Source organism: Streptomyces sp. NPDC046712 (genome assembly GCF_040645695.1).
In the GTDB taxonomy this organism is placed as follows: Bacteria; Actinomycetota; Actinomycetes; order Streptomycetales; family Streptomycetaceae; genus Streptomyces.
Genome location: NZ_JBEYYW010000003.1, coordinates 363,163 through 382,200, shown reverse-complemented (window position 1 = coordinate 382,200; position 19,038 = coordinate 363,163). Strand labels below are relative to the sequence as shown.

The window sequence follows — 19,038 nt, the reverse complement described above, 5'->3', positions numbered from 1 at the left end:
GCGCTACGGCGCATGCGGACGTGGCTCAGTTGGTAGAGCATCACCTTGCCAAGGTGAGGGTCGCGAGTTCGAATCTCGTCGTCCGCTCCATGAAAGAAGCCCCCGGTCGATCCGACCGGGGGCTTCTTCGTGTCCTACTGCCAGTGGTGGCCGGTCAGCAGCTCGTACGCCTCGATGTACTTGGCGCGCGTCGCGTCCACGATCTCCTGCGGGAGTGCCGGCGGCGGCTGCTCGCTCCTGCGGTCCCAGCCGGAGGCCGACGAGGTCAGCCAGTCGCGGACGAACTGCTTGTCGTACGAGGGCTGCGCGCGGCCCGGCTCCCAGCTCGCGGCCGGCCAGAAGCGCGAGGAGTCCGGGGTCAGGACCTCGTCGGCGATGATCAGCCGCTCGCCGTCCTCGGTCGACTCGAAACCGAACTCGAACTTGGTGTCCGCGAGGATGATCCCGCGCTCACGGGCGATGTCCCGGGCCCGGCCGTAGACCGCGAGGGTCGTCTGGCGCAGCAGGGCGGCGGTCTCCGCACCGACCTGGCGGGCGACCTCCTCGTAGCTCACGTTCTCGTCGTGGTCGCCGACCGCGGCCTTGGTGGCGGGCGTGAAGATCGGCGCGGGCAGCTCGGAGCCGTCGCTGAGGCCCTCGGGGAGCGCGAGGCCGCAGACCGTACGGGACTCCTTGTACTCGACGAGGCCGGAGCCGGTCAGATAGCCGCGGGCGACGCACTCGACCGGCACCATCTTCAGCGACTTGCAGACGAGGGTGCGGCCCTCCCAGTCGGCGGGGGCGCCGGCCGGGACGTCGGTGGAGATGACGTGGTTGGGGACCAGGTCGGCGAGCCGGTCGAACCACCACAGGGACAGCTTGGTGAGGACCCGCCCCTTGTCGGGGATCTCGGTCGGCAGCACCCAGTCGTACGCGGACATGCGGTCGCTGGCCACCATCACGAGGTCGCCCGCCTCGTTCTGGTAGAGCTCACGCACCTTGCCCGTGTGGAGGTGGGTCAGGCCCGGGACCTGAACAGGTTCGGGCTTTTCTACGAATCCGGACACGGTTCCTCCGCGTAGGTTGATCCAGGAACGGTTCGATTCTCTCGCACCGGGCGCGCCGCTCGGCGAGCGGCCCCTCGAACACCCTGGTCAGTCCCTCTTCTGATCAGTCCCTCTTACAGATCCGGTCGAGGAGATTCGCGGTGGCGCGCTGGATCCGCTGATCGACATGGCCCGGCCGGTCCAGAGCGGGCGACCAGGCGAAGGTGCCGGAGGCGAAGACCCAGGCTCCGGACGGCGCCCGGTAGAGGGAGGTCTCCTGGTGACGCAGGGCGCCGTCGCTGTCCTGGTAGGGCGAATGGGCGAGCAGGATGCGGCCCTGGTGCTCGGGGAGCGCGGTGCGCGGGAAGTAGCGGTCGGCCTCGCCCGCGACCAGGCCGGGGATCTCGTCACCGTCCCCGGCGCCGGTCGCGTCCCAGAGCCAGTGCTCCGCGTTCCGTACGACCAGAGGGTGCGGCTCCGGGACCCGTCCCGCGTACTGGATCCCCAGCAGCTGCTGCTCCGGGCGGTCGATCTCGCGCCAGAGGGTGGGGCGGCCGGGGCCGCGGCGCTTTCGGCAGGTGAGCAGACGGTCGGGGACGCCGGACGGCGAGGGGCCGAGCTCCACCTGCCAGTACATGGTGTTGGCGGAGAGGAAGACGAGCGACGTGCCCTGCTCACGGGCGAGTTCGACGGTCCGGCGCATGGGGACCGACCAGTACTCGTCATGGCCGGGGAAGACCAGACCCCGGTAGCGGGTCGGGTCGACGCGGCCGGCGTGCAGATCGCGCGTCTCGGCGTACGCGAGGTCGTAGCCGTACCGCTCGGCCCAGCGGATGAAGTCGTAGGCGTGACCGACGTGGAGCGGCAGTCCGGCGCCCGCGTAAGGGCGGTCGAAGGAGACCGTGATCGCCGCGTCCTCCTCCCCGAGGAGCCGGCCCTGCTCGTCCCACGCGTGGTAGAGGCTCGCGCCGGTGCGGCCGTCCTCCGGGTAGAGGTTGTACGCCTGCCAGGTCACGTCCGGGAGGACGAGGAGGAGGTCGGCGGGGTGGTTGTCGCGGACGGTGAAGGGGATGTGGGAGCGGTAGCCGTCGGCGGTGGTGAGCACGGCGACGTACGCGCCGATCGACCAGAGGGACGGGATCTGCAGGCGCCAGGACTGCCACCAGTGGTGACAGGAGACGGTCCGGTCGGCGGTGAGCGGGGCGGGCTGGACGATGCCGGAGAGGCGCGGGCTCGTGGTGATCTTGGCGGCGCCGTCGCCCGCGTAATGACCGATCCGGTAGATGTCGACCGAGAACTGCTGCGGCGGGTCCACCGTGATGTGGAAATCGATCGCCTCGCCGGGCGCGACGGCCCCGTTGGACGCGAAGCCCTTGATCTGGCTACGGACGTCGTCGGCGGTCCGGGGGCCGCCGCTGCCACCGCGGGCCAGGGTCTCGTCGGCGTACCAGGGGACGACCTGCCCGGTGTCGTCGAAGTAGTTCTCCGAACCGCGCAGCCAGGGCAGGGGTCCCTGCCCGAAGGGGTCCGAGACGGCGTGGGCGAGCGCGCCCGATTCCCACCGCCTGATCTGCTCCGCCCCCATGCCGCACCCCTCCCTCGACTCCCCCGCGCGTCGCTTGCCTTCGATGAACTGTCACATGCTGCTGTCAGTGCCGGTCCCCAGCACATCACATAACGCACGCACTCCGTCACCGTTCGTCGCGAATTGACGTGAACGGAACGCGAGCTTCCGGGGGCTGCGGGCCGGGGAACGTCAGACGAGGCGGACGGGCTTCTCGGGGCGGACGCCGGTCTCGGTGAGCCAGGTCCGCAGAGGCTCGGCGTCGCCGTCCTCGACGAGGGCGAGGACGCGGGCGGCCAGATCGGTGTTCCGCTCGCCGCCGACGAGGAGCGCGGGTCCGTCGAGCCAGTCGAGGCCGGGGGCGGCGCCGGCGGTGTCGACAGCGGCGCAGCAGACCATCGCCGTCACATGGTCGGCCAGCAGGTCCCGCCCGGTCCGGGGCGGCTGCAGCGGGAAGAGCGGCAGGGTGTCCATGCCCGGGGCGGCGGCGTGCGGCGCGGGTACGGGAACGGCGGGCCTGGCCGCCTCCTCGCGGGCCACATGAGCCGTGAGAGCGGCGGCGAGCGCATCGGCGGCCGGGTTGCCGACGCCGGGATCGGCGGCGTCGGGGTCGTCGGCGGAGCCGGGGGCGGGCTCGGCGGGGCCGGGCTCGGCGGGGCCGGGCTCGTCGGGACTGAGGGGCGCGGTGGGGCGCTCGACGGGGCCGGGGGCCGTGGGGCCGGGGCCGGGGGCCGTGGGGCCGGGGCCGGGGGCCGTGGGGCTGGGCTCGGCGGGGCCGGGGGCCGTGGGGCCGGGCTCGGCGGGGCCGGGGGCCGTCGTGGCTTTCGGGTGGGTCGAGAGGTGGGACATCACGCGGGTCAGGGTGGGGCCGTCGACGGCCGCGGGGCCGGTGCCGGCGCCCGTACTCGTACCCGTACCGGCAGGGAGGACGCCCAGTTCGTCGAGGACCTGATGGAGACGGGCCGCGTCGGCGCGCCACTTACGGTCGACAACCTCTTCCGGGTACTGGTCCCAGTCCACCGGGGCCCAGTCCGGGCCGGCCTCCGCCGGGCCGCCGTGGAAGAGACGGGCGGCGAGCAGCGAGGCGGCCTCGTCGACGGCGCCGGGCTCTTCGAGGAGATCGCAGGCCGGGCGCTCGCCGAGCCGGGAGGCGAAGCCCTCGGCGAGGCGGTCGCGGCGGGAGAGTTCGGTGAGGGCGGAGACCACGCCCACGTCCAGGCGCGCGGGCCAGCGGCCCATCCGCCAGGCCGGCAGTGCGACCCTCGTGAGCAGCCGGTCCCAGCCCGCGTAGGCGAGGCCGACCTGCTCCTGGGCGACGATCCGGACGCCGTAGTCCACAGCCTGTGCACGCTCGGAGCCGGCCACGGCGACACCCCGCTCCATCTCGGCGGCGTGCCCGCGACTGAGGCGCAGCAGCACCCGGGCGACGCGCCCGATCCCATGGGCGCCGAGCCTGCTGACCGGGTCGAGCCCGCTGCGGCGCGGTGCGGCCACGGCGGCGTCGAGGCCCTGCACGAAGCGGCGGGCCGCGGCTATGTCGGGGTGGGCGGCCGGAGCCGTACCAGCGACGACGGGGGCCAGGACCGCGCGCAGCTCGCCGACGCGCATCCACCACAGGAAGGGCGAGCCGATGACGAGGACGGGCGCGTCGGTGGAGCGCCGCAGTCCCGCCGTACGGCCGGAGCCGTGTGCCGGATGCGTGCGGTCCTCGAGCCAGCTGTCGCAGTCCGGCGTCAGGGCTATCGCGGAGGGCGCCGGGACGCCGAGCCGGTCGGCCAGGTCCCGGACCATCCGGTAGAGATCGGGGGCCGCGGTCTCGGCGAGCTCCACGGTCGGGGTGACGGCGGGCCGGGAGCGCGCGATCACCAGCGCGACGGCCGCCGTGGCGAGCAGGACGACCAGCGCGAGCGCGGTGGTCACCCAGCGGGCGGTGTCCCAGCCGGCCCCGGTCATGCGACCGGTGACCCCTCCCGCGTACAGGATCACGGCCGCGGCGGCCGGGAGCAGCGCGACGCCCAGTGCCCTGCCGCGGACCCGGAGGACGGCGAGGGCCCGGGTGCGCGCGGCGCGCGCACCCATCTCCTCGCCGACAACGGAACCAGTACCGGACACGCCGTACATCACCCCCTCCTGTCCTCGTCGGGACTGCCTGTGGCGGTGTTGCTCACTCCCCCACTGTGGCACCCGCCACTGACATCGCAATGCCGGTGGGCCAAGTGCCGGAACGCCTTCGCCGCACCCTAGTTGGGGCTTCGGCGGGCGTCATCCGGATGGCTCAGCCGTCACTCGATGGAATGGCTTTGGGTAAAGGTGATGACGTTCGGGGCGGTTAGAGGTTCACTCCCCCGCGGCCTTGCGCGCGATGTCCGTACGGTGCTGCGAGCCGTCCAGCCGGATCCGGCCGACCGCCTCGTACGCCCGCTCGCGGGCCTCCGCCAGGTCCTTGCCGGTCGCCGTGACCGACAGGACGCGGCCGCCGGCGCTCACGATCGCCTCGCCGTCCCGCTTCGTCCCGGCGTGCAGAACGTACGCGTGCGGGGCATCCTGCGCAGCGACCTCGTCGAGACCCTGGATCGGGTCACCCGTCCGCGGGGTCCCCGGGTAGTTGTGCGAGGCGACGACCACGGTCACGGCCGCGTCCTCGCGCCAGTTGAGCGGCGGCTCGTTGTCGAGGGTGCCGTTGGCGGCGTTCAGCAGGACGCCCGCCAGCGGGGTCTTGAGCCGGGCGAGAACGACCTGGGTCTCCGGGTCGCCGAACCGGGCGTTGAACTCGATGACCCGTACGCCACGGCTGGTCATCGCCAGACCCGCGTACAGCAGCCCCTGGAACGGCGTGCCGCGGCGGCGCAGCTCGTCGACGGTGGGCTGCAGGACGGTGTCCATGACCTCGTCGACCAGCTTGGGGTCGGCCCAGGGCAGCGGCGAGTAGGCGCCCATGCCCCCCGTGTTCGGGCCCTCGTCGCCGTCGAGCGCGCGCTTGAAGTCCTGCGCCGGGCTGAGCGGGAGGACGGTGACACCGTCGGTGATCGCGAAGAGGGAGACCTCGGGGCCGTCCAGGTACTCCTCGATGACAACCCGGCCGCAGGCGAGCGCGTGGGCCCTCGCCTCTTCCAGGTCGGAGGTGACCACGACACCCTTGCCGGCCGCCAGACCGTCGTCCTTGACGACGTAGGGAGCGCCGAAGGCGTCGAGCGCCTCGTCGATCTCCTCCGGGGTGGTGCAGACGTAGCTGCGGGCGGTCGGGACGTTGGCCCCGGCCATGACGTCCTTGGCGAACGCCTTGGAGCCCTCCAGCTGCGCCGCCTGCTCGGACGGGCCGAAGCAGGGGATGCCGGCCGCGCGCACGGCGTCGGCGACTCCCGCGACGAGCGGGGCCTCCGGGCCGACGACGACCAGGTCCGCCTGGAGACCGGCGGCGAGCCGTGCGACGGCGTCGCCGTCCAGCTGGTCGACGGGGTGCAGCTCGGCGACCTCCGCGATTCCGGCGTTGCCGGGCGCGCAGTGCAGAGCGGTGACGTCGGGATCGAGGGAGAGAGAGCGGCACAGGGCGTGTTCGCGGGCGCCGCCGCCGATGACGAGGACCTTCACGCCAGCCAGGGTAGCCCGCGTGGCCGGATGTCCCTTGTGCGGGCCACCGAGCGAGACGGTCCTACTCGTTCGTGTATTCCTCCACAACCGTGGCTCCGAGCTCGCGAACGATCAGCTCGTGGCCGGAGAGGGCGGAGTCGACGAGGTCGGGGTCGTCCTCCTCGGGCACGTCGTCCTCGGGCGCGACGGGCGGCGGCGCGTGGTGGACCGGCGCGGGGGCCTGGGGCTGGTTCTGCGGTACGGCGGCAGGCGCGGGCGCCTGCTGGACCGGCGGCGCGGGCGGCTGCGGACTCTGGTGCTGAGGCTGCTGCTGGGGCTGCTGCGCGGGAGCCCACTGCTGCTGCGGGGGCGCGGCCGAAGCGGGGGCCTGGGTCGGACGTCCGCCGCCGAAGTTGCCGGCGGCCGGGGGCGGCGTGGCGCCGCCCGAGGGGTCGATGATCGCCTCGATCTTCCACTGCACGTTGAACTGCTCGGCGAGCACCTGCCGCAGGACGTCCTCGCTGCCGCTGCTCGCGAAGTTGTCGCGGGCGCCGGCGTTGAGGAAGCCGAGCTGGAGGGTGGTGCCGTCGAACCCGGCGACCTGGGCGTTCTGGCTGAGCAGGATCCAGGTGAAGCGGCGCCGGTTCTTGACGGCGTCGAGGATCGGCTGCCACATGTTCCGCACCTGGGCGGCGCCCTGCGCCATGTCACCGGCGACGGGAGCCGGGGTCGGTGCCGGAGCGGCGGGGGCGGTCGGGGCGGCCGTCGGCCGGGGCGCGGGGGCGGAGGCTCCCGGCCAGGCGCCGGGGGCGGGGGCGGACGCGGGGGCGCCAGGCGTGGCGGCCCCGGGCCAGGCTCCGGGGCGGGGACCTTCGGCGACCGGCGCGGGCTGCTGTGCGGGAGCCGGCGGAGCGGCCGGGGCGGGCTGCGCGGGTGCGGGAGCCTGCTGGACCGGCGGGGGCGGGGCCACCGGAGTGTGGGCCTCGGGCCCGGGGACGTACCCCATGGCGGGCGCGGGCGCACCGGTGGTGAAGACGGGCGCCGGGGCGGCCGCGGCGCCGCGCTCCAGGCGGTCGAGCCGGGCCTGGAGCGACCGCTCGTCGTCGAAGGCGGCGGGCAGCAGCACGCGCGCGCAGATCAGCTCCAGCTGCAGCCGCGGCGACGTGGCCCCGCGCATCTCGGTCAACCCCGTGTTGACGAGGTCGGCCGCCCGGCTGAGCTCGGCCGCGCCGAACACAGACGCCTGCGCCTGCATGCGCTCCACGACGTCCACGGGGGCGTCGATGAGCCCCTTCTCGGCGGCGTCGGGCACGGCGGCGAGGATCACCAGGTCCCGCAGCCGCTCCAGGAGGTCGGCGACGAAGCGCCGGGGGTCGTTGCCGCCCTCGATGACCCGGTCCACGACCTCGAACGCGGCCGCACCGTCGCCGGCGGCGAACGCGTCCACCACCGAGTCGAGCAGGGACCCGTCCGTGTACCCGAGAAGAGAGGTCGCCATGGCGTATGTCACACCGTCGGAGGCGGCTCCGGCGAGCAGCTGGTCCATGACGGACATCGAGTCACGCACGGAGCCGGCGCCGGCGCGCACCACGAGCGGCAGCACGCCGTCCTCGACGGGGATGCCCTCGCGCCCGCAGACCTCGCCCAGGTAGTCCCGCAGGGTGCCGGGGGGCACGAGCCGGAACGGGTAGTGGTGCGTACGGGACCGGATCGTCCCGATGACCTTCTCGGGCTCGGTGGTGGCGAAGATGAACTTGAGGTGCTCCGGCGGCTCCTCGACCACCTTCAGCAGGGCGTTGAAGCCCGCCGAGGTGACCATGTGCGCCTCGTCGATGATGTAGATCTTGTACCGGCTCGCCGCGGGCCCGAAGAATGCCTTCTCCCGCAGGTCACGGGCGTCGTCCACACCACCGTGCGAGGCCGCGTCGATCTCGATGACATCGATCGACCCCGGCCCGTTCCGCGCCAGGTCACGGCAGGACTGGCACTCCCCGCAGGGCGTGGGAGTGGGACCCTGCTCACAGTTCAGACAGCGCGCGAGGATGCGCGCACTGGTCGTCTTGCCGCATCCGCGGGGCCCGCTGAACAGGTAGGCGTGATTGACCCGGTTGTTCCGCAGGGCCTGCTGCAACGGGTCGGTGACATGCTCCTGCCCAATGACCTCGGCGAAGGACTCGGGGCGGTAGCGGCGGTACAGCGCGAGAGACGACACGTATACGAGGTTATAGGCGCCCACCGACAACCCGGCCATCCCGGGAACGCAAGCGCCCCCCACGCACCCGCCAGAGCCGACCTACCCTTGCTGCCTTCCGGCCCTGGGGGAGTTCAGTCAGATAGCGCCACGTGAGGGGCTCCGCCAAGGGTACCCGATTCCGGGGGCCTCTCGATCCCCCGCTCCCGATCACGGGAAGCTCCTCTGGATCACGTTCGCGAGCACCCCTCAGCGTCTTGTATTGTTTGCCGCGGAGGATTCGCCTAGTGGCCTAGGGCGCACGCTTGGAAAGCGTGTTGGGGGCAACCCCTCACGAGTTCGAATCTCGTATCCTCCGCCAGTGCCTCACCGGGCACGATGTCGAAGGGCCCCACCGTTCGCGGTGGGGCCCTTCGACGTTTCCCGTCTCAGTCGGTGCGCGCCCTTCGACGTTTCCCGGCTCGGTTTCCTCCGGGCCCCTCATGTCGTCGGGCCCGCCGTGCAACCTTCATCCCGGCTCACGTGTCTCCACGCTGTACGTCTCCCCGCACAGCGTGAAAGGCCCCCGTGCACCAGAAGAGTCTCGTCGCCGCCCGGACCGGTGGCGCCATGGCCGCCGTCGTCCTCGGCAGCTTGCTGGTCGCCGCCCCCCAGGCGGCAGCCGCCGACGTCACCTGCTCGGCGAACGTCTTCAAGCGGACGTTCTACAAGAACACCTCGTTCTCCGGCTCCCCCGTGAAGACCGACTGCGACAGCGCCGTCAGCGAGAGCTGGTCCGGCAGCCCGGCCTACGGGGTGCCGTCGAACAACTTCAGTGTCCGCTGGTCGGTGACCCGCGACTTCGGCTCCGGCGGCCCCTTCACGTTCGCCGCCTCCGCCACCGACGGTGTCCGCGTCTACCTGGACGGCGTCCGCAAGATCGACCTGTGGAAGGGCACCGGCGACACCGCCCGCTCCCAGAGCGTCAACCTCACCGTCCCCGCCGGCAAGCACACCCTCCGCGTCGACTACCTGAACTGGACCGGCGCCGCGAAGGTCAAGTTCACGTACACGCCCAGGACCGCGGCCGTGTACGACAAGACGAAGCCACTCTTCCCCACCGGCGTGACGACCGCCTACAACACCACGACCCGCAAGACGACCGTCTCCTGGTACGCCAACAAGGAGATGGACCTGGCGAGTTACTCCCTGTACCGGCGGCCCGTCGGCTCCAGCACCTGGACGAAGGTCACCACGACCGCCGCCCGCAGCCACACCGACCCCCTCGTGAATCCCGACGACCGCACGCCCTACTACTACGCGGTTCGCGCCCACGACAAGGCGGGCAACGTCTCGCCGGGCAGCGCGGCGGTCATCGTCCGGCCACTGCCCGTCGTCACCTCACTGACCGGCACCTACGACAAGGCGACCGGCAAGGTCACCCTGAAGTGGCCCCTCAACACCGAGCCGCACTTCAGCCACTACACGGTCCTGAGCAACGACAAGGTGGAGGGCTCATACGTCTGGGTCCCGCTCGGCACCACCACGGGCAACACTTGGACCACCGGCCCCGTCACCCCCGACGGTGAGTGGCGTCACTACCGCGTCCTCGTCACCAACGACGGCGGCACCACCACCTACAACCCGCACTGGCTGGACGCCAACGCCCCCCATGAGCTCTGGCTCGGGATCCCCGACGGGATCGCCCCCGCCTACGCCCCCGACCTGACCCTGGGCACGTGCGCGGGCGGCGTCCGGGCGACCGCTTCCGACTCCACTCCGGCGCCGATCCGCGACTTCATCGGCCTCGAGATCGAGCGCCGCGAGGCGGGGACGGACACCTGGGCGGTCGCCCTGCACCAGGGCTACGACCCGCGCACCGCCACCGCCACGGCCACCGTCTGCGACCCGCTGCCCGCCGACGGGCGCACCTACGAGTACCGGGCCCGCACCTATGACGCGGCCGGGAACTACTCGCCGTACAGCGAGATCCGTGCCGTGACCGTGCCGGTCGGCTGACGCACGATGCCGAAGGGCCCCACCGTTCGCGGTGGGGCCCTTCGACGTTTCCCGTCTCGGTCAGTGCGCGCTACGGGTTGCAGCTGGTCCCCGCGGTGGGGTTGGTGCACGTGTCGGATCCCGAACCGCCGTCGTTCGTGTTCGTTCCGGGGCCGCCGTCGAGGTTGTCGCGGCCGGAGTTGCCGAACAGAGAATCGTTGTCGGCGCCGCCGGCCAGTGTGTCGTTGCCGCTGTCCCCGGAGAGGTTGTCGGCACCGCCCCCGCCGTCCACCTGGTCGTTTCCGCTGCCGGCAACGACCGTGTCGTCGCCGGACCCGCCGCAGACGAGGTCGTTGCCGCTACGGGCGTCCACGATGTCGTTGCCGGCGCCCGCGATGATCACATCGCGCCGTGAGGTGCCCTGGATCGTGTCGTTCCCGGACGTCCCCACGATCGTGGCGGGCTGACCGAGGCACGTCTGGGTGACGGTGGTGTCCTCCGTGTCGGTGTTGTTCACCGTGTTCGAGTCCGGCACGGACCCGGTCACCGATGCGGTGTCGGTGAATGTGCCCACGGCGGTGGCCGTCGCGGTGATGTGCACCGTCGTGCCGGTTCCGGACGCGAGCGTGCCGATCTCACAGGTGACCACTCCGGGACTGGTCTCGCTGCAGGCGTTGGAGTCCGCCGACGTGAAGTCGAGCTGCGCCGGAAGCGTATCGGTGAGAACGACGTCCTCGGCCTGGTCCGGGCCGTTGTTGGTGACGGTGAGCGCGTACGTCACGGTGTCGTTGATCGTGGCCGGGTCGCTGCCGGCGTCGGACTTCGTGACCGCCAGGTCGGCGTCCGGCGGGACGACGCCGGTCTCGATCTTCCCGATCTGGTTGGCCTGGTTCTCGGCGAACCACATGTTGGCGTCGGGCCCGGCGGCGATACCGCGCGGCGCGCTGTTCGCGGTGGGCGTGGCGTACTCCGTGATGGCCCCGGCCGTGGTGATCCGACCGACCCGGCTGCCGTCCGTCTCGGTGAACCACAGGTTCCCGTCGGGCCCGGCGGCAATACCCTGCGGGAAGGAGTTCGCCTGCGGCAGGGGGTACTCGGTGATGGCCCCGGCCGTGGTGATGTTCCCGATCCGATTGCCCTCGGTCTCGGTGAACCACAGGTTCCCGTCAGGCCCGGCAGCAATGGCGAACGGGTTGCTGCCCGCGTTGGGCAGGGGGTACTCGGTGATGGACCCGGCCGTGGTGATCTTCCCGATCCGTTGACCGAGTTGCTCGGTGAACCACATGTTCCCGTCCGGCCCGGCGGCAATACCGGTCGGGAGGCTGCCCGCGTTGGGCAGGAGGTACCTGGTGATGACCCCGGCCGTGGTGATCTTCCCGATCCGGTTGCCGCCGATCTCGGTGAACCACAGGTTCCCGTCAGGCCCGGCAGCGATGAAGGCCGGACTGCCCCCACTGGGCAGCGGGTACTCGGTGATGGCCCCGGCCGTGGTGATCTTCCCGATCCGGTTGCCCAGGATCTCGGTGAACCACAGGTTCCCGTCCGGCCCGGCAGCGATACCGGTCGGCCTGCTGTTCGCGTTGGGCAGGGGGTACTCGGTGATGGCCCCGGCCGTGGTGATCTTCCCGATCCGGTTGCTGTTCTGCTCGGTGAACCACAGGTTCCCGTCGGGCCCGGCAGCGATATCGATCGGCGTGCTGTTCACGGTGGGCACGGGGTACTCGGTGATGTCTCCGACCGCGGCCTGGGTGGGGGCCACGGCCATGGACAGGCTGATCAGAGCGCCCACGAGTACGGAACCCAGCCGGCGCGCCAAGTGGGGGCGCCGGCGTGGAACTGTCCGTGGCGGAGGATCGCCCAGGGTGGTCACGGGCATGGCAGCGGCACCTTTCGGCCAGGAGACGGAGGACGGGCCGCGAAGACGGGGTAGGGGTCCGAGCACAGCCCAGGGCGCCGCCGAGCGGTCCGCGGTCACGGCAGGGGCGGCATGCTGCGCTTGTGCGGCCATGACAGTCGTACCAAATCCCTGACGAACCATCAGCTCTCGGCGCGGGGATACGACGTAAGCGCCGACCGGCTTCCGTCGTCCGGAGCAACTGAACGAAGGGCCCCACCTTTCACGGGGGGCCCTTCGACGTCTGTCGGTGGAACGGTGGGTCAGGAGCCGCAGAACGACATCGTCCGTACGTATCCGCCGAGATTCTCGTCGTCGGTGCCCAGGAGGGCGTCGGTGGAGCCGGGCAGGCACTCCACCGCCTCGATCTTGTACTGCGGGAACGTCCCGAGCACGGTCGGGGAGGTGGCGAGCGCGACCCGTACCCGGCCCGTCGGCGAGACGGTCACCCGGCCCGCGTCGCTCACCGCGGAGTCGAACGGGCCGTCGTCGCCGGCGTCCGCCGCCGAGCTCGCGATGATGCGGCCGGAGCCGGTCACCGAGAGGTCGGAGATGTGCCGGGTGGCCCCATCGGTCGGGTACGGAGCCAGGTAGGACCGGCGCGTGACGGCGCCGAACAGCGGCTGACCCCACGGGGCGAACGTCAGAGGCGCCGCGTACAGCGTGGCCGGGCGGTCCGCGCCAGTGCCCCGGTCCGCCCACAGGGCGGCGAGCTTCCCGTTCTGGGCGACGAGCGCGAAGCTCTCGAAGTCGTCGCCCTCGCCGATGGCCGGCAGCGGCGTGTAGTCGACGACCGTCGCCGTCCCGCCGTCGACCTTCAGACGGAAGACGATGCCGCGGCCGGTCAGCGCCAGGTACTCCCCCGGCATCCCGGGGATGGACTCAATGGCCTCCAGGTCAACGGGCTCCGGACCGTCCCACGCGATCGGGGAGATGCCGTAGGAGCCCTCCCAGTGGGTGACCCGGGACAGCCGCTGCTGACCGGTCCGCTTGTTGTCGTGCACGACGAGCACGTGCACCCCCGTACCGTCGCCGGTCCGGCCCTCGTACGCGATACCGCTGACACCGCTGCGGGCGTCGACGCCGACCTTCTGCCAGGCGCCGTCCGCACCGGCCGGGGCGGTGCCGAGCACCACCGTCAGCGCGGCCGCCGCGGTCAGCCAGGCCGTGCGCCGCATCATCGGGAGTCTCACAGGGTCGCTCGCCTTCTTCGTACGGTCGGACGCGAGGTCACGCGCCGCCCGTCAGGCTATTGATCATGGTGAGCGCGCATCGGCGGCGCTTCCCCCGTTCGGCGGAGCGCGCGGGCGTACTCACGCCACCGACGCGCGCCCTGCCCCGTCGTCACCCGGCCTGGAACGGCTCCCAGGCGCTCGCACCGAGAGGGAACTGGTACGTCGGCAGCTTCGCCGCGGCGCTCGTGGTGAAGGGCCGTCCCTTGTCGTCCAGCCGGAGCAGGCCGCTGCGACCGCCGCTGCTCCACTCCAGCTCCAGGTACCACCGCACGCTTCGGCCGCGCGTGTGCGCGGTGATCCTCAGTACCTGCGGGTCGCTCGCGGACACCTTGAAGGGGAAGTCCGATGCCGGCACGAACCGGTCGCCCTGGTACCCCGCCACGGGGACGGGCCGGGGCCGGGCCGCGTCCAGGTTGATGTCCAGGCTCTGCAGGCGTGCGTCTCCGCCGCAGCCGACGCCCATCACGTAGGCGTTGCCCGCCAACGGCTCGGAGACGCCGACCGTCCGCACGTGCAGGGCCTTGAGGACGACCGTCTCGTCACCGATCCCCTGAAGGGCCACGTCGATCACCATGTCGCCCCCGGGAACCCCGGACAGCGCGGTGACCCAGCCCCGCGCCTCCAGCTCTGAGGGCGGTGGCGGCATGACCTTCGGCGGCTGGTCCACCACATAGACCTGGCTGCACGGGTCCTTCCAGACGTACGGGTCGACGTCCGCCGTCAGGGGGGCCTGGGGGGCCCGCGGCCTCGCGTCGAGCTGGTCACGGGCAGGGGGAGCGTCCGGCGCGCTGGACCAGAGGGTGGTGGCGGTGACGGCAGCGGTGACGGCGACGATGAGGGCGATTGCCGCCGCTGCGGCGGCGGCCAGCGGCCACCGACGACGCCGAGGGCGGGGCACGGTGGGGGCGGGGGTGGCGGGCTCCTGGGGCTCGGGGAGGTCCTGGGGCTCCTGGGGCTCGGGGAGGTCCTGGGGCTCTTGGAGGTCCTGGGACTCCTGGAGGTCTTGGAGGTCCTGGGACTTCTGGAGGGCCTGGGACTCCCGGAGGTCCTTCTTCTGGTCCTGCGGATCGCCGGGCTGCGCGTTCGCGGAGGCGGCCTTGGCCCGGCGCCGGGCTTCGTCCGCCACGATCCAGATCCGGTGCAGCCGCAGCAGTTCCTCACGGCTCGCCCCGCACCGCCGCGCGATCTTCTCCACCGGAGCGAAGTCCGTCGCCACGGCGTCGCTGTTGCAGTAGCGGTGCACGGTCGACGGACTCATGTGCAGCTGCTTGGCGAGGGCGCCGTAGCTGAGCCCGGACCGTTCCTTCAACTCCCGCAGGAAGCCCGCCAGGTCCTCGCCGTCCGTCCCCACCCCGAGTGGTCCCTTCCGTTCGCCGTGCCGTTCGACGTCCCAGGTGCGCGTTCCAGGGGGATCGTGTTTCCCGAGGTCAACCCTGCTGCCGGCATTCGCGCGTACGACATTGTCCCCAGCTGCTGGTGCGAATGCGAAGGCGGCGCACAGGGTGATCAATCGTCAGCATCACTCATTCAACGGGGGAACGACTCACCATGCGTACTTTCAGCATCCGCCGCACCGCCCTCGCCGTCGGCCTCATGGCCGCCGCACTAGCCACCTCCGCCTGCGGGGGTACGGAGACCGGCAAGGCTCTTTCGTCCGACACGTCGACGGCGACCGCTTCGCCCTCGGCCGCCGGTGGGTCGAGTGCCGGGGCCACCGACTCCGACGGTACGAACGGCGGAATGAACGCCGGTACGAACGGCGGTTCCAGCACCAGCGGCAAGCAGAGCACGGGCGCGAGCAGCGGCACGGGCGCGAGCAGCAGCACGGGCACCGGGGGTCGGCAGGCCACCGAGGGCGCTCAGCGGCCGAGCGGCAGCCAGGCCAGGGTGGTCACCTGCACCGGCGACAACACCAGGGTCGTCGTCAACCGGCCGGCCCGCCCCATCAACCACCTGCTGCTCACCGCCACCAACATGGGCTCCGTCGCCTGCGACCTCTACAGCGCACCGCTCCTGCGCTTCGACGACGAGCAGGCCGCCACCGCCATCGACGACAGCACCCGGCAGCAGAGCGTGATCCGGCTCGCCCCGGGCCAGTCCGCCTACGCCTCCGTCGTCCTGATGGCCGAGCGCACGGGCGACGATGTCCACGGCCGCACCACGGCCCGGCTCGGGGTGCACTTCGCCGCGCGCGACGCGTCCGGCTCCGTCGGCCGGTCGGTGCCCCTGGCCCTCCCGGCCGACACGTACAAGACCGACGACGCCAAGGTCACCCACTGGCTCAGCAGCCTCGACGAAGCGCTGGCCTACTGAGCCGCCCCATCGAGCCGACTATTGAGCCGACCTATTGAACCGGGCAGGGGCGGTACTCGAGGCTCAGTTCGCGGTCGACGGCGTAACTGGTGCGCATCGAGGCGTCGGTGACCTTCTCCCAGGAGCCGTACTTGGCGTGGAGCTGGTCCGCCGTGGGGCCGAGGGGGTTGCCGTACTTGGCGAGGTTCCGCTGCTCCAGGATGCGGACCTCCTCGGGCGTCATGCCGGCGCGGGTGATCTCCTTGGCCTGGTTGCGCATGTCGACCAGTTCTCGGGCGATCTCCTCCTCGGAGGCTCCCGCCGCACGCATGTTGGCCTCGGTGCGGTGCATGTCCTCCAGGAGGTCGTGGTACCGCATCCGGGTCCTCTGGGCCTCGACCTTTTCGTCCATGGGCAGGACACGGATACGGCACACGACCGGGTCCGTACTCGGACAGGGGTCGTCGGCGGCGACGGGGCGGGCGAGCGGGGCGGTGATGATCGAGCCGCAGCTCTCCCCCGCGGCGGCCACGGAGGAGGTGGCGATGGTCAGCAACGCGACGGCGGCCACGAACGGGACGAGGGCCCGGCGCGGCAGCGAAGTGGGAATGCGCATGCGCGCATCCTTGGGGGTGCGGCCGCGCCGGTTCACGCAGCCACACCGGTGATCACTCCTACGGGGCGGCCGGTGAGCCGGGGCGGTGTCAGCGCGGGGGCCGGGTCAGCCGGAGCGGGTCACCACAGGAGAGGATTCAGCACAGGAGCGGTGCCAGCACAGGAGCGTGTCAGCGCGCGAGTCGTAGGGCCAAGCCGTCCAGGACGACCTCCAGGCCGTAGGCGAACTTGGAGTCGCGGATCTGGACCGGATCGAGGGCCAAGGACGCCGCGTAGGCCTCGGTCAGGTGGTCGTGGCCTTCCGCCGCCTGCTGGGCGGCCGGGGTGAGGCGGGCGATGAAGTCCGCCTCCGTCCCGCCGGAGCGGGCGACCGTCGTGAGCCAGGCCGCCTCCGTCGTACTCATGCCGATGACGTACGTCAGGAGCGTGTCGATCGCCCGGTTCGGCTCGGGGAAGCCGATGTTGGTGAAGAGGGCGGCCAGTCGCTCGGAGTACGCCATGAGGTTGGGGCCCAGATAGGCGAGGCCCGCCTGGCCCAGGACCGAGGTCAGCCAGGGGTGACGCAGGGCCGTCGCGCGGAACGAACCGGCGGCCTCGGTCGCGGCGGCACGCCAGTCCGGGCTGTCGACGGGAGGTACGGCGATCTCGCCGACGACCTCGTCCACCGCGAGCTCCATCAGCTCGTCCTTCGTCGCGACGTGCCGGTAGAGGGACGTCGCGCCGGCGTTCAGGCGGGCGCCGAGCTTGCGCATGCTCAGCGCCTCGATGCCGTCGGCGTCCAGCATGACGATCGCCTCGCGGACGATCCCGGCGCGGCTGAGCGCGGGCTGCTCGGACGCGGCCTGCTGCCGGGCCCACACGGACGGGATCGGGTTCGTCTTGGCGGCCATGACCCTCCTTCGTAGTGCGTACAGCGTTCGCATCCAGCGTACAGGAGCGAGGGGTTGCGCACGGCGTACGCGTCTGCGTACAGTGTTCGCACCGAAGGAACACCGTGCGCAGCCGAGAGGAACCCCCATGGAAACCGTCCGTAATCCACGCCGCTGGTGGATCCTCGTCGTGCTGTGCCTCAGCACGCTGGTCCTTGTCGTCGACAGCATGGCGCTGACGGTCGCGGTGCCCTCGATGACCGAGGACATCGGCGCGAGCGCCCAGGACATCCAGTGGATCCTCGACTCCTACATCCTGGTCTTCGCCGGACTCCTGCTCACGTCCGGAAGCCTCGGCGACCGGTTCGGCCGGCGGAAGGTCATGATCATCGGCCTGCTGCTCTTCGGTCTGGCGTCACTGGCGGCGACCTTCTCCAACGACCCCGGTGAGGTCATCGCCGTACGCATCGCGATGGGCGTCGGCGGAGCGCTGATCATGCCCTCGACGCTGTCGATCCTCATCACCGTCTTCGAGGAGGACGAGCGCAGCAAGGCGATGGCGGCGTGGGGTTCGGTGTCCATGCTCGGCCTCGTCGGCAGCCCGGTGCTCGGCGGCGTGCTCATCGACCACTTCTCCTGGCAGTCGATCTTCCTCATCAACGTCCCGGTCGTCGTGCTGGCCGTCATCGCGGCCCTCACCCTCATGCCGGAGTCGAAGGGCCCGTGGCAGAAGCCGGACCCGCTCGGCGCGGTGCTGTCCGCGGTCGGCATGACCGCCCTGATCTGGTGGATCATCGAGATCCCGCAGCACGGCGCCTTCGAGGGCCGGTCGGCGATCACTCTGGTCGTGGCGGTCGCCTCCCTCGCCGGCTTCGTGATCTGGGAGAACGTCACCTCCTCCCCGATGGTCCCGCTGGTCCTCTTCAAGCACCGCAACTTCAGCGGCGGTTCGCTCTCGCTGACCCTCGTGCAGATCGGCAACGGCGGCCTGCTGCTGGTCCTCACCCAGTACCTGCAGTTCGTGCTCGGCTACTCGCCGGTGAAGGCGGGCCTCGCGTTCATGCCGCTGGCCGTCGCCGCCCTGATCGGCAACGCCGCCGGCGCCGGGCTCGCCGCGAAGATCGGCTACCGCTTCCTGGTCCTCGGCGGGCTGCTCACCATGGCCGGCTCGTTCGCCCTGCTGACCACGGTCGACGCCTCCTCCGGCTTCACCGTCCCGGCAGTCGCCCTCGGCCTCCTCGGCCTCGGCGCCGGCCTGGCGATGCCGGCCGCGGTGGGCGCCCTGATGGGCACCATCCCGGCGGAGAAGGCGGGCGTCGGCTCGGCCCTGAACGACACCATCCAGCAGGCCGGCACCGCGCTCGGCATCGCGATCCTCGGCTCGCTCCTGTCGAGCCGCTTCGCCACGGAGATGCCTGCTGGCGCCCCGGAGCAGGCGAAGCACTCGATCGGCGGCGCACTGGCCGCGGCCCAGGGCGACGCCGGCCTGATCAACGCGGCCCGCGAGGCCTTCACGACCTCGATGTCGGCGACCTTCACGATCAGCGCGATCGGCGTCCTGGCGGCGGCGGTACTGGCGGCGGTGGTCATGCGGGACACGAAGCCGGCGGCGAAGGAGACGGAGGCGGCGGCGGAGACGGCGGAGGCTTCGGAGGGCGCGGAAGCCGGTACGGCGCCCAAGGCGGAGCTCGTCGCCTGACGGCACCGGTCACCTCGACCGCCTCCGCGGACGCAGAACGCACGGACGCTTGCATGGCCCTGACCGGGAAACCGGCCGGGGCCTTCGGCGTTGTCAGGGCTTCCGGTGTG

Annotated in this window: 13 protein-coding genes, 2 tRNA genes and 1 other RNA gene; 5 read left to right on the top strand and 11 right to left on the bottom strand. The window is 71.8% G+C overall.

What is annotated here, in order from left to right:
- Positions 1-14 precede the first annotated feature (14 nt).
- Positions 15-90, top strand: a tRNA-Gly gene (locus ABZ939_RS06280).
- A gap of 44 nt (positions 91-134) precedes the next feature.
- Here the strand turns inward: ABZ939_RS06280 and ABZ939_RS06275 are convergent.
- From ABZ939_RS06275 to ffs, 6 genes are all read right to left on the bottom strand, one after another.
- Positions 135-1,046 carry a phosphoribosylaminoimidazolesuccinocarboxamide synthase gene (locus ABZ939_RS06275; RefSeq protein WP_361849855.1) on the bottom strand — a complete coding sequence of 304 codons (912 nt, stop codon included), beginning with the start codon at positions 1,044-1,046 and terminating at the stop codon, positions 135-137.
- Positions 1,047-1,149: 103 nt separating this feature from the next.
- Complete coding sequence (locus ABZ939_RS06270; protein ID WP_361849853.1) at positions 1,150-2,610, bottom strand: N,N-dimethylformamidase beta subunit family domain-containing protein; 1,461 nt, start codon at positions 2,608-2,610, stop codon at positions 1,150-1,152.
- A gap of 171 nt (positions 2,611-2,781) precedes the next feature.
- Complete coding sequence (locus tag ABZ939_RS06265; RefSeq protein ID WP_361849851.1) at positions 2,782-4,710, bottom strand: hypothetical protein; 1,929 nt, start codon at positions 4,708-4,710, stop codon at positions 2,782-2,784.
- A 216-nt stretch (positions 4,711-4,926) separates the two neighbouring features.
- A complete protein-coding gene (gene purD / locus ABZ939_RS06260) occupies positions 4,927-6,177 on the bottom strand; it encodes a phosphoribosylamine--glycine ligase (RefSeq protein ID WP_361849849.1) in 1,251 nt (416 codons plus the stop codon).
- A gap of 61 nt (positions 6,178-6,238) precedes the next feature.
- Complete coding sequence (locus ABZ939_RS06255) at positions 6,239-8,368, bottom strand: DNA polymerase III subunit gamma and tau (protein WP_361849847.1); 2,130 nt, start codon at positions 8,366-8,368, stop codon at positions 6,239-6,241.
- 45 nt (positions 8,369-8,413) lie between these two features.
- Positions 8,414-8,512, bottom strand: an RNA gene (ffs, locus tag ABZ939_RS06250) — signal recognition particle sRNA small type.
- Between the two features lie 108 nt (positions 8,513-8,620).
- On the opposite strand from ffs, the gene ABZ939_RS06245 reads away from it, so the two are divergent.
- Positions 8,621-8,708: transfer RNA gene (locus ABZ939_RS06245), tRNA-Ser, on the top strand.
- Between the two features lie 206 nt (positions 8,709-8,914).
- Positions 8,915-10,345, top strand: coding sequence for a PA14 domain-containing protein (locus tag ABZ939_RS06240; RefSeq protein WP_361849845.1), 1,431 nt, complete (start codon positions 8,915-8,917; stop codon positions 10,343-10,345).
- A 70-nt stretch (positions 10,346-10,415) separates the two neighbouring features.
- Here ABZ939_RS06240 and ABZ939_RS06235 read toward each other — a convergent pair whose 3' ends face one another.
- The 3 genes from ABZ939_RS06235 to ABZ939_RS06225 all read right to left on the bottom strand — a co-directional run bounded on the left by ABZ939_RS06235 (position 10,416) and on the right by ABZ939_RS06225 (position 14,804).
- Positions 10,416-12,113, bottom strand: a complete 1,698-nt coding sequence (locus ABZ939_RS06235) for a hypothetical protein (protein WP_361849843.1) — start codon at positions 12,111-12,113, stop codon at positions 10,416-10,418.
- Positions 12,114-12,481: 368 nt separating this feature from the next.
- A complete protein-coding gene (locus ABZ939_RS06230; RefSeq protein WP_361849841.1) occupies positions 12,482-13,411 on the bottom strand; it encodes a hypothetical protein in 930 nt (309 codons plus the stop codon).
- 151 nt (positions 13,412-13,562) lie between these two features.
- Positions 13,563-14,804 (bottom strand): helix-turn-helix transcriptional regulator, encoded by a 1,242-nt coding sequence (locus ABZ939_RS06225; protein ID WP_361849839.1) that lies wholly within the window; start codon positions 14,802-14,804, stop codon positions 13,563-13,565.
- A 197-nt stretch (positions 14,805-15,001) separates the two neighbouring features.
- On the opposite strand from ABZ939_RS06225, the gene ABZ939_RS06220 reads away from it, so the two are divergent.
- Complete coding sequence (locus ABZ939_RS06220) at positions 15,002-15,766, top strand: DUF4232 domain-containing protein (RefSeq protein ID WP_361849837.1); 765 nt, start codon at positions 15,002-15,004, stop codon at positions 15,764-15,766.
- A gap of 31 nt (positions 15,767-15,797) precedes the next feature.
- Here ABZ939_RS06220 and ABZ939_RS06215 read toward each other — a convergent pair whose 3' ends face one another.
- Positions 15,798-16,361 carry a hypothetical protein gene (locus tag ABZ939_RS06215; protein ID WP_361849835.1) on the bottom strand — a complete coding sequence of 188 codons (564 nt, stop codon included), beginning with the start codon at positions 16,359-16,361 and terminating at the stop codon, positions 15,798-15,800.
- 169 nt (positions 16,362-16,530) lie between these two features.
- A complete protein-coding gene (locus ABZ939_RS06210; RefSeq protein ID WP_361849833.1) occupies positions 16,531-17,250 on the bottom strand; it encodes a TetR/AcrR family transcriptional regulator C-terminal domain-containing protein in 720 nt (239 codons plus the stop codon).
- 127 nt (positions 17,251-17,377) lie between these two features.
- Here ABZ939_RS06210 and ABZ939_RS06205 point away from each other — a divergent pair, with 127 nt between their 5' ends.
- On the top strand, positions 17,378-18,928 hold the full coding sequence (locus ABZ939_RS06205) for a DHA2 family efflux MFS transporter permease subunit (protein ID WP_361849831.1): 1,551 nt from the start codon (positions 17,378-17,380) through the stop codon (positions 18,926-18,928).
- Positions 18,929-19,038: the final 110 nt, after the last annotated feature.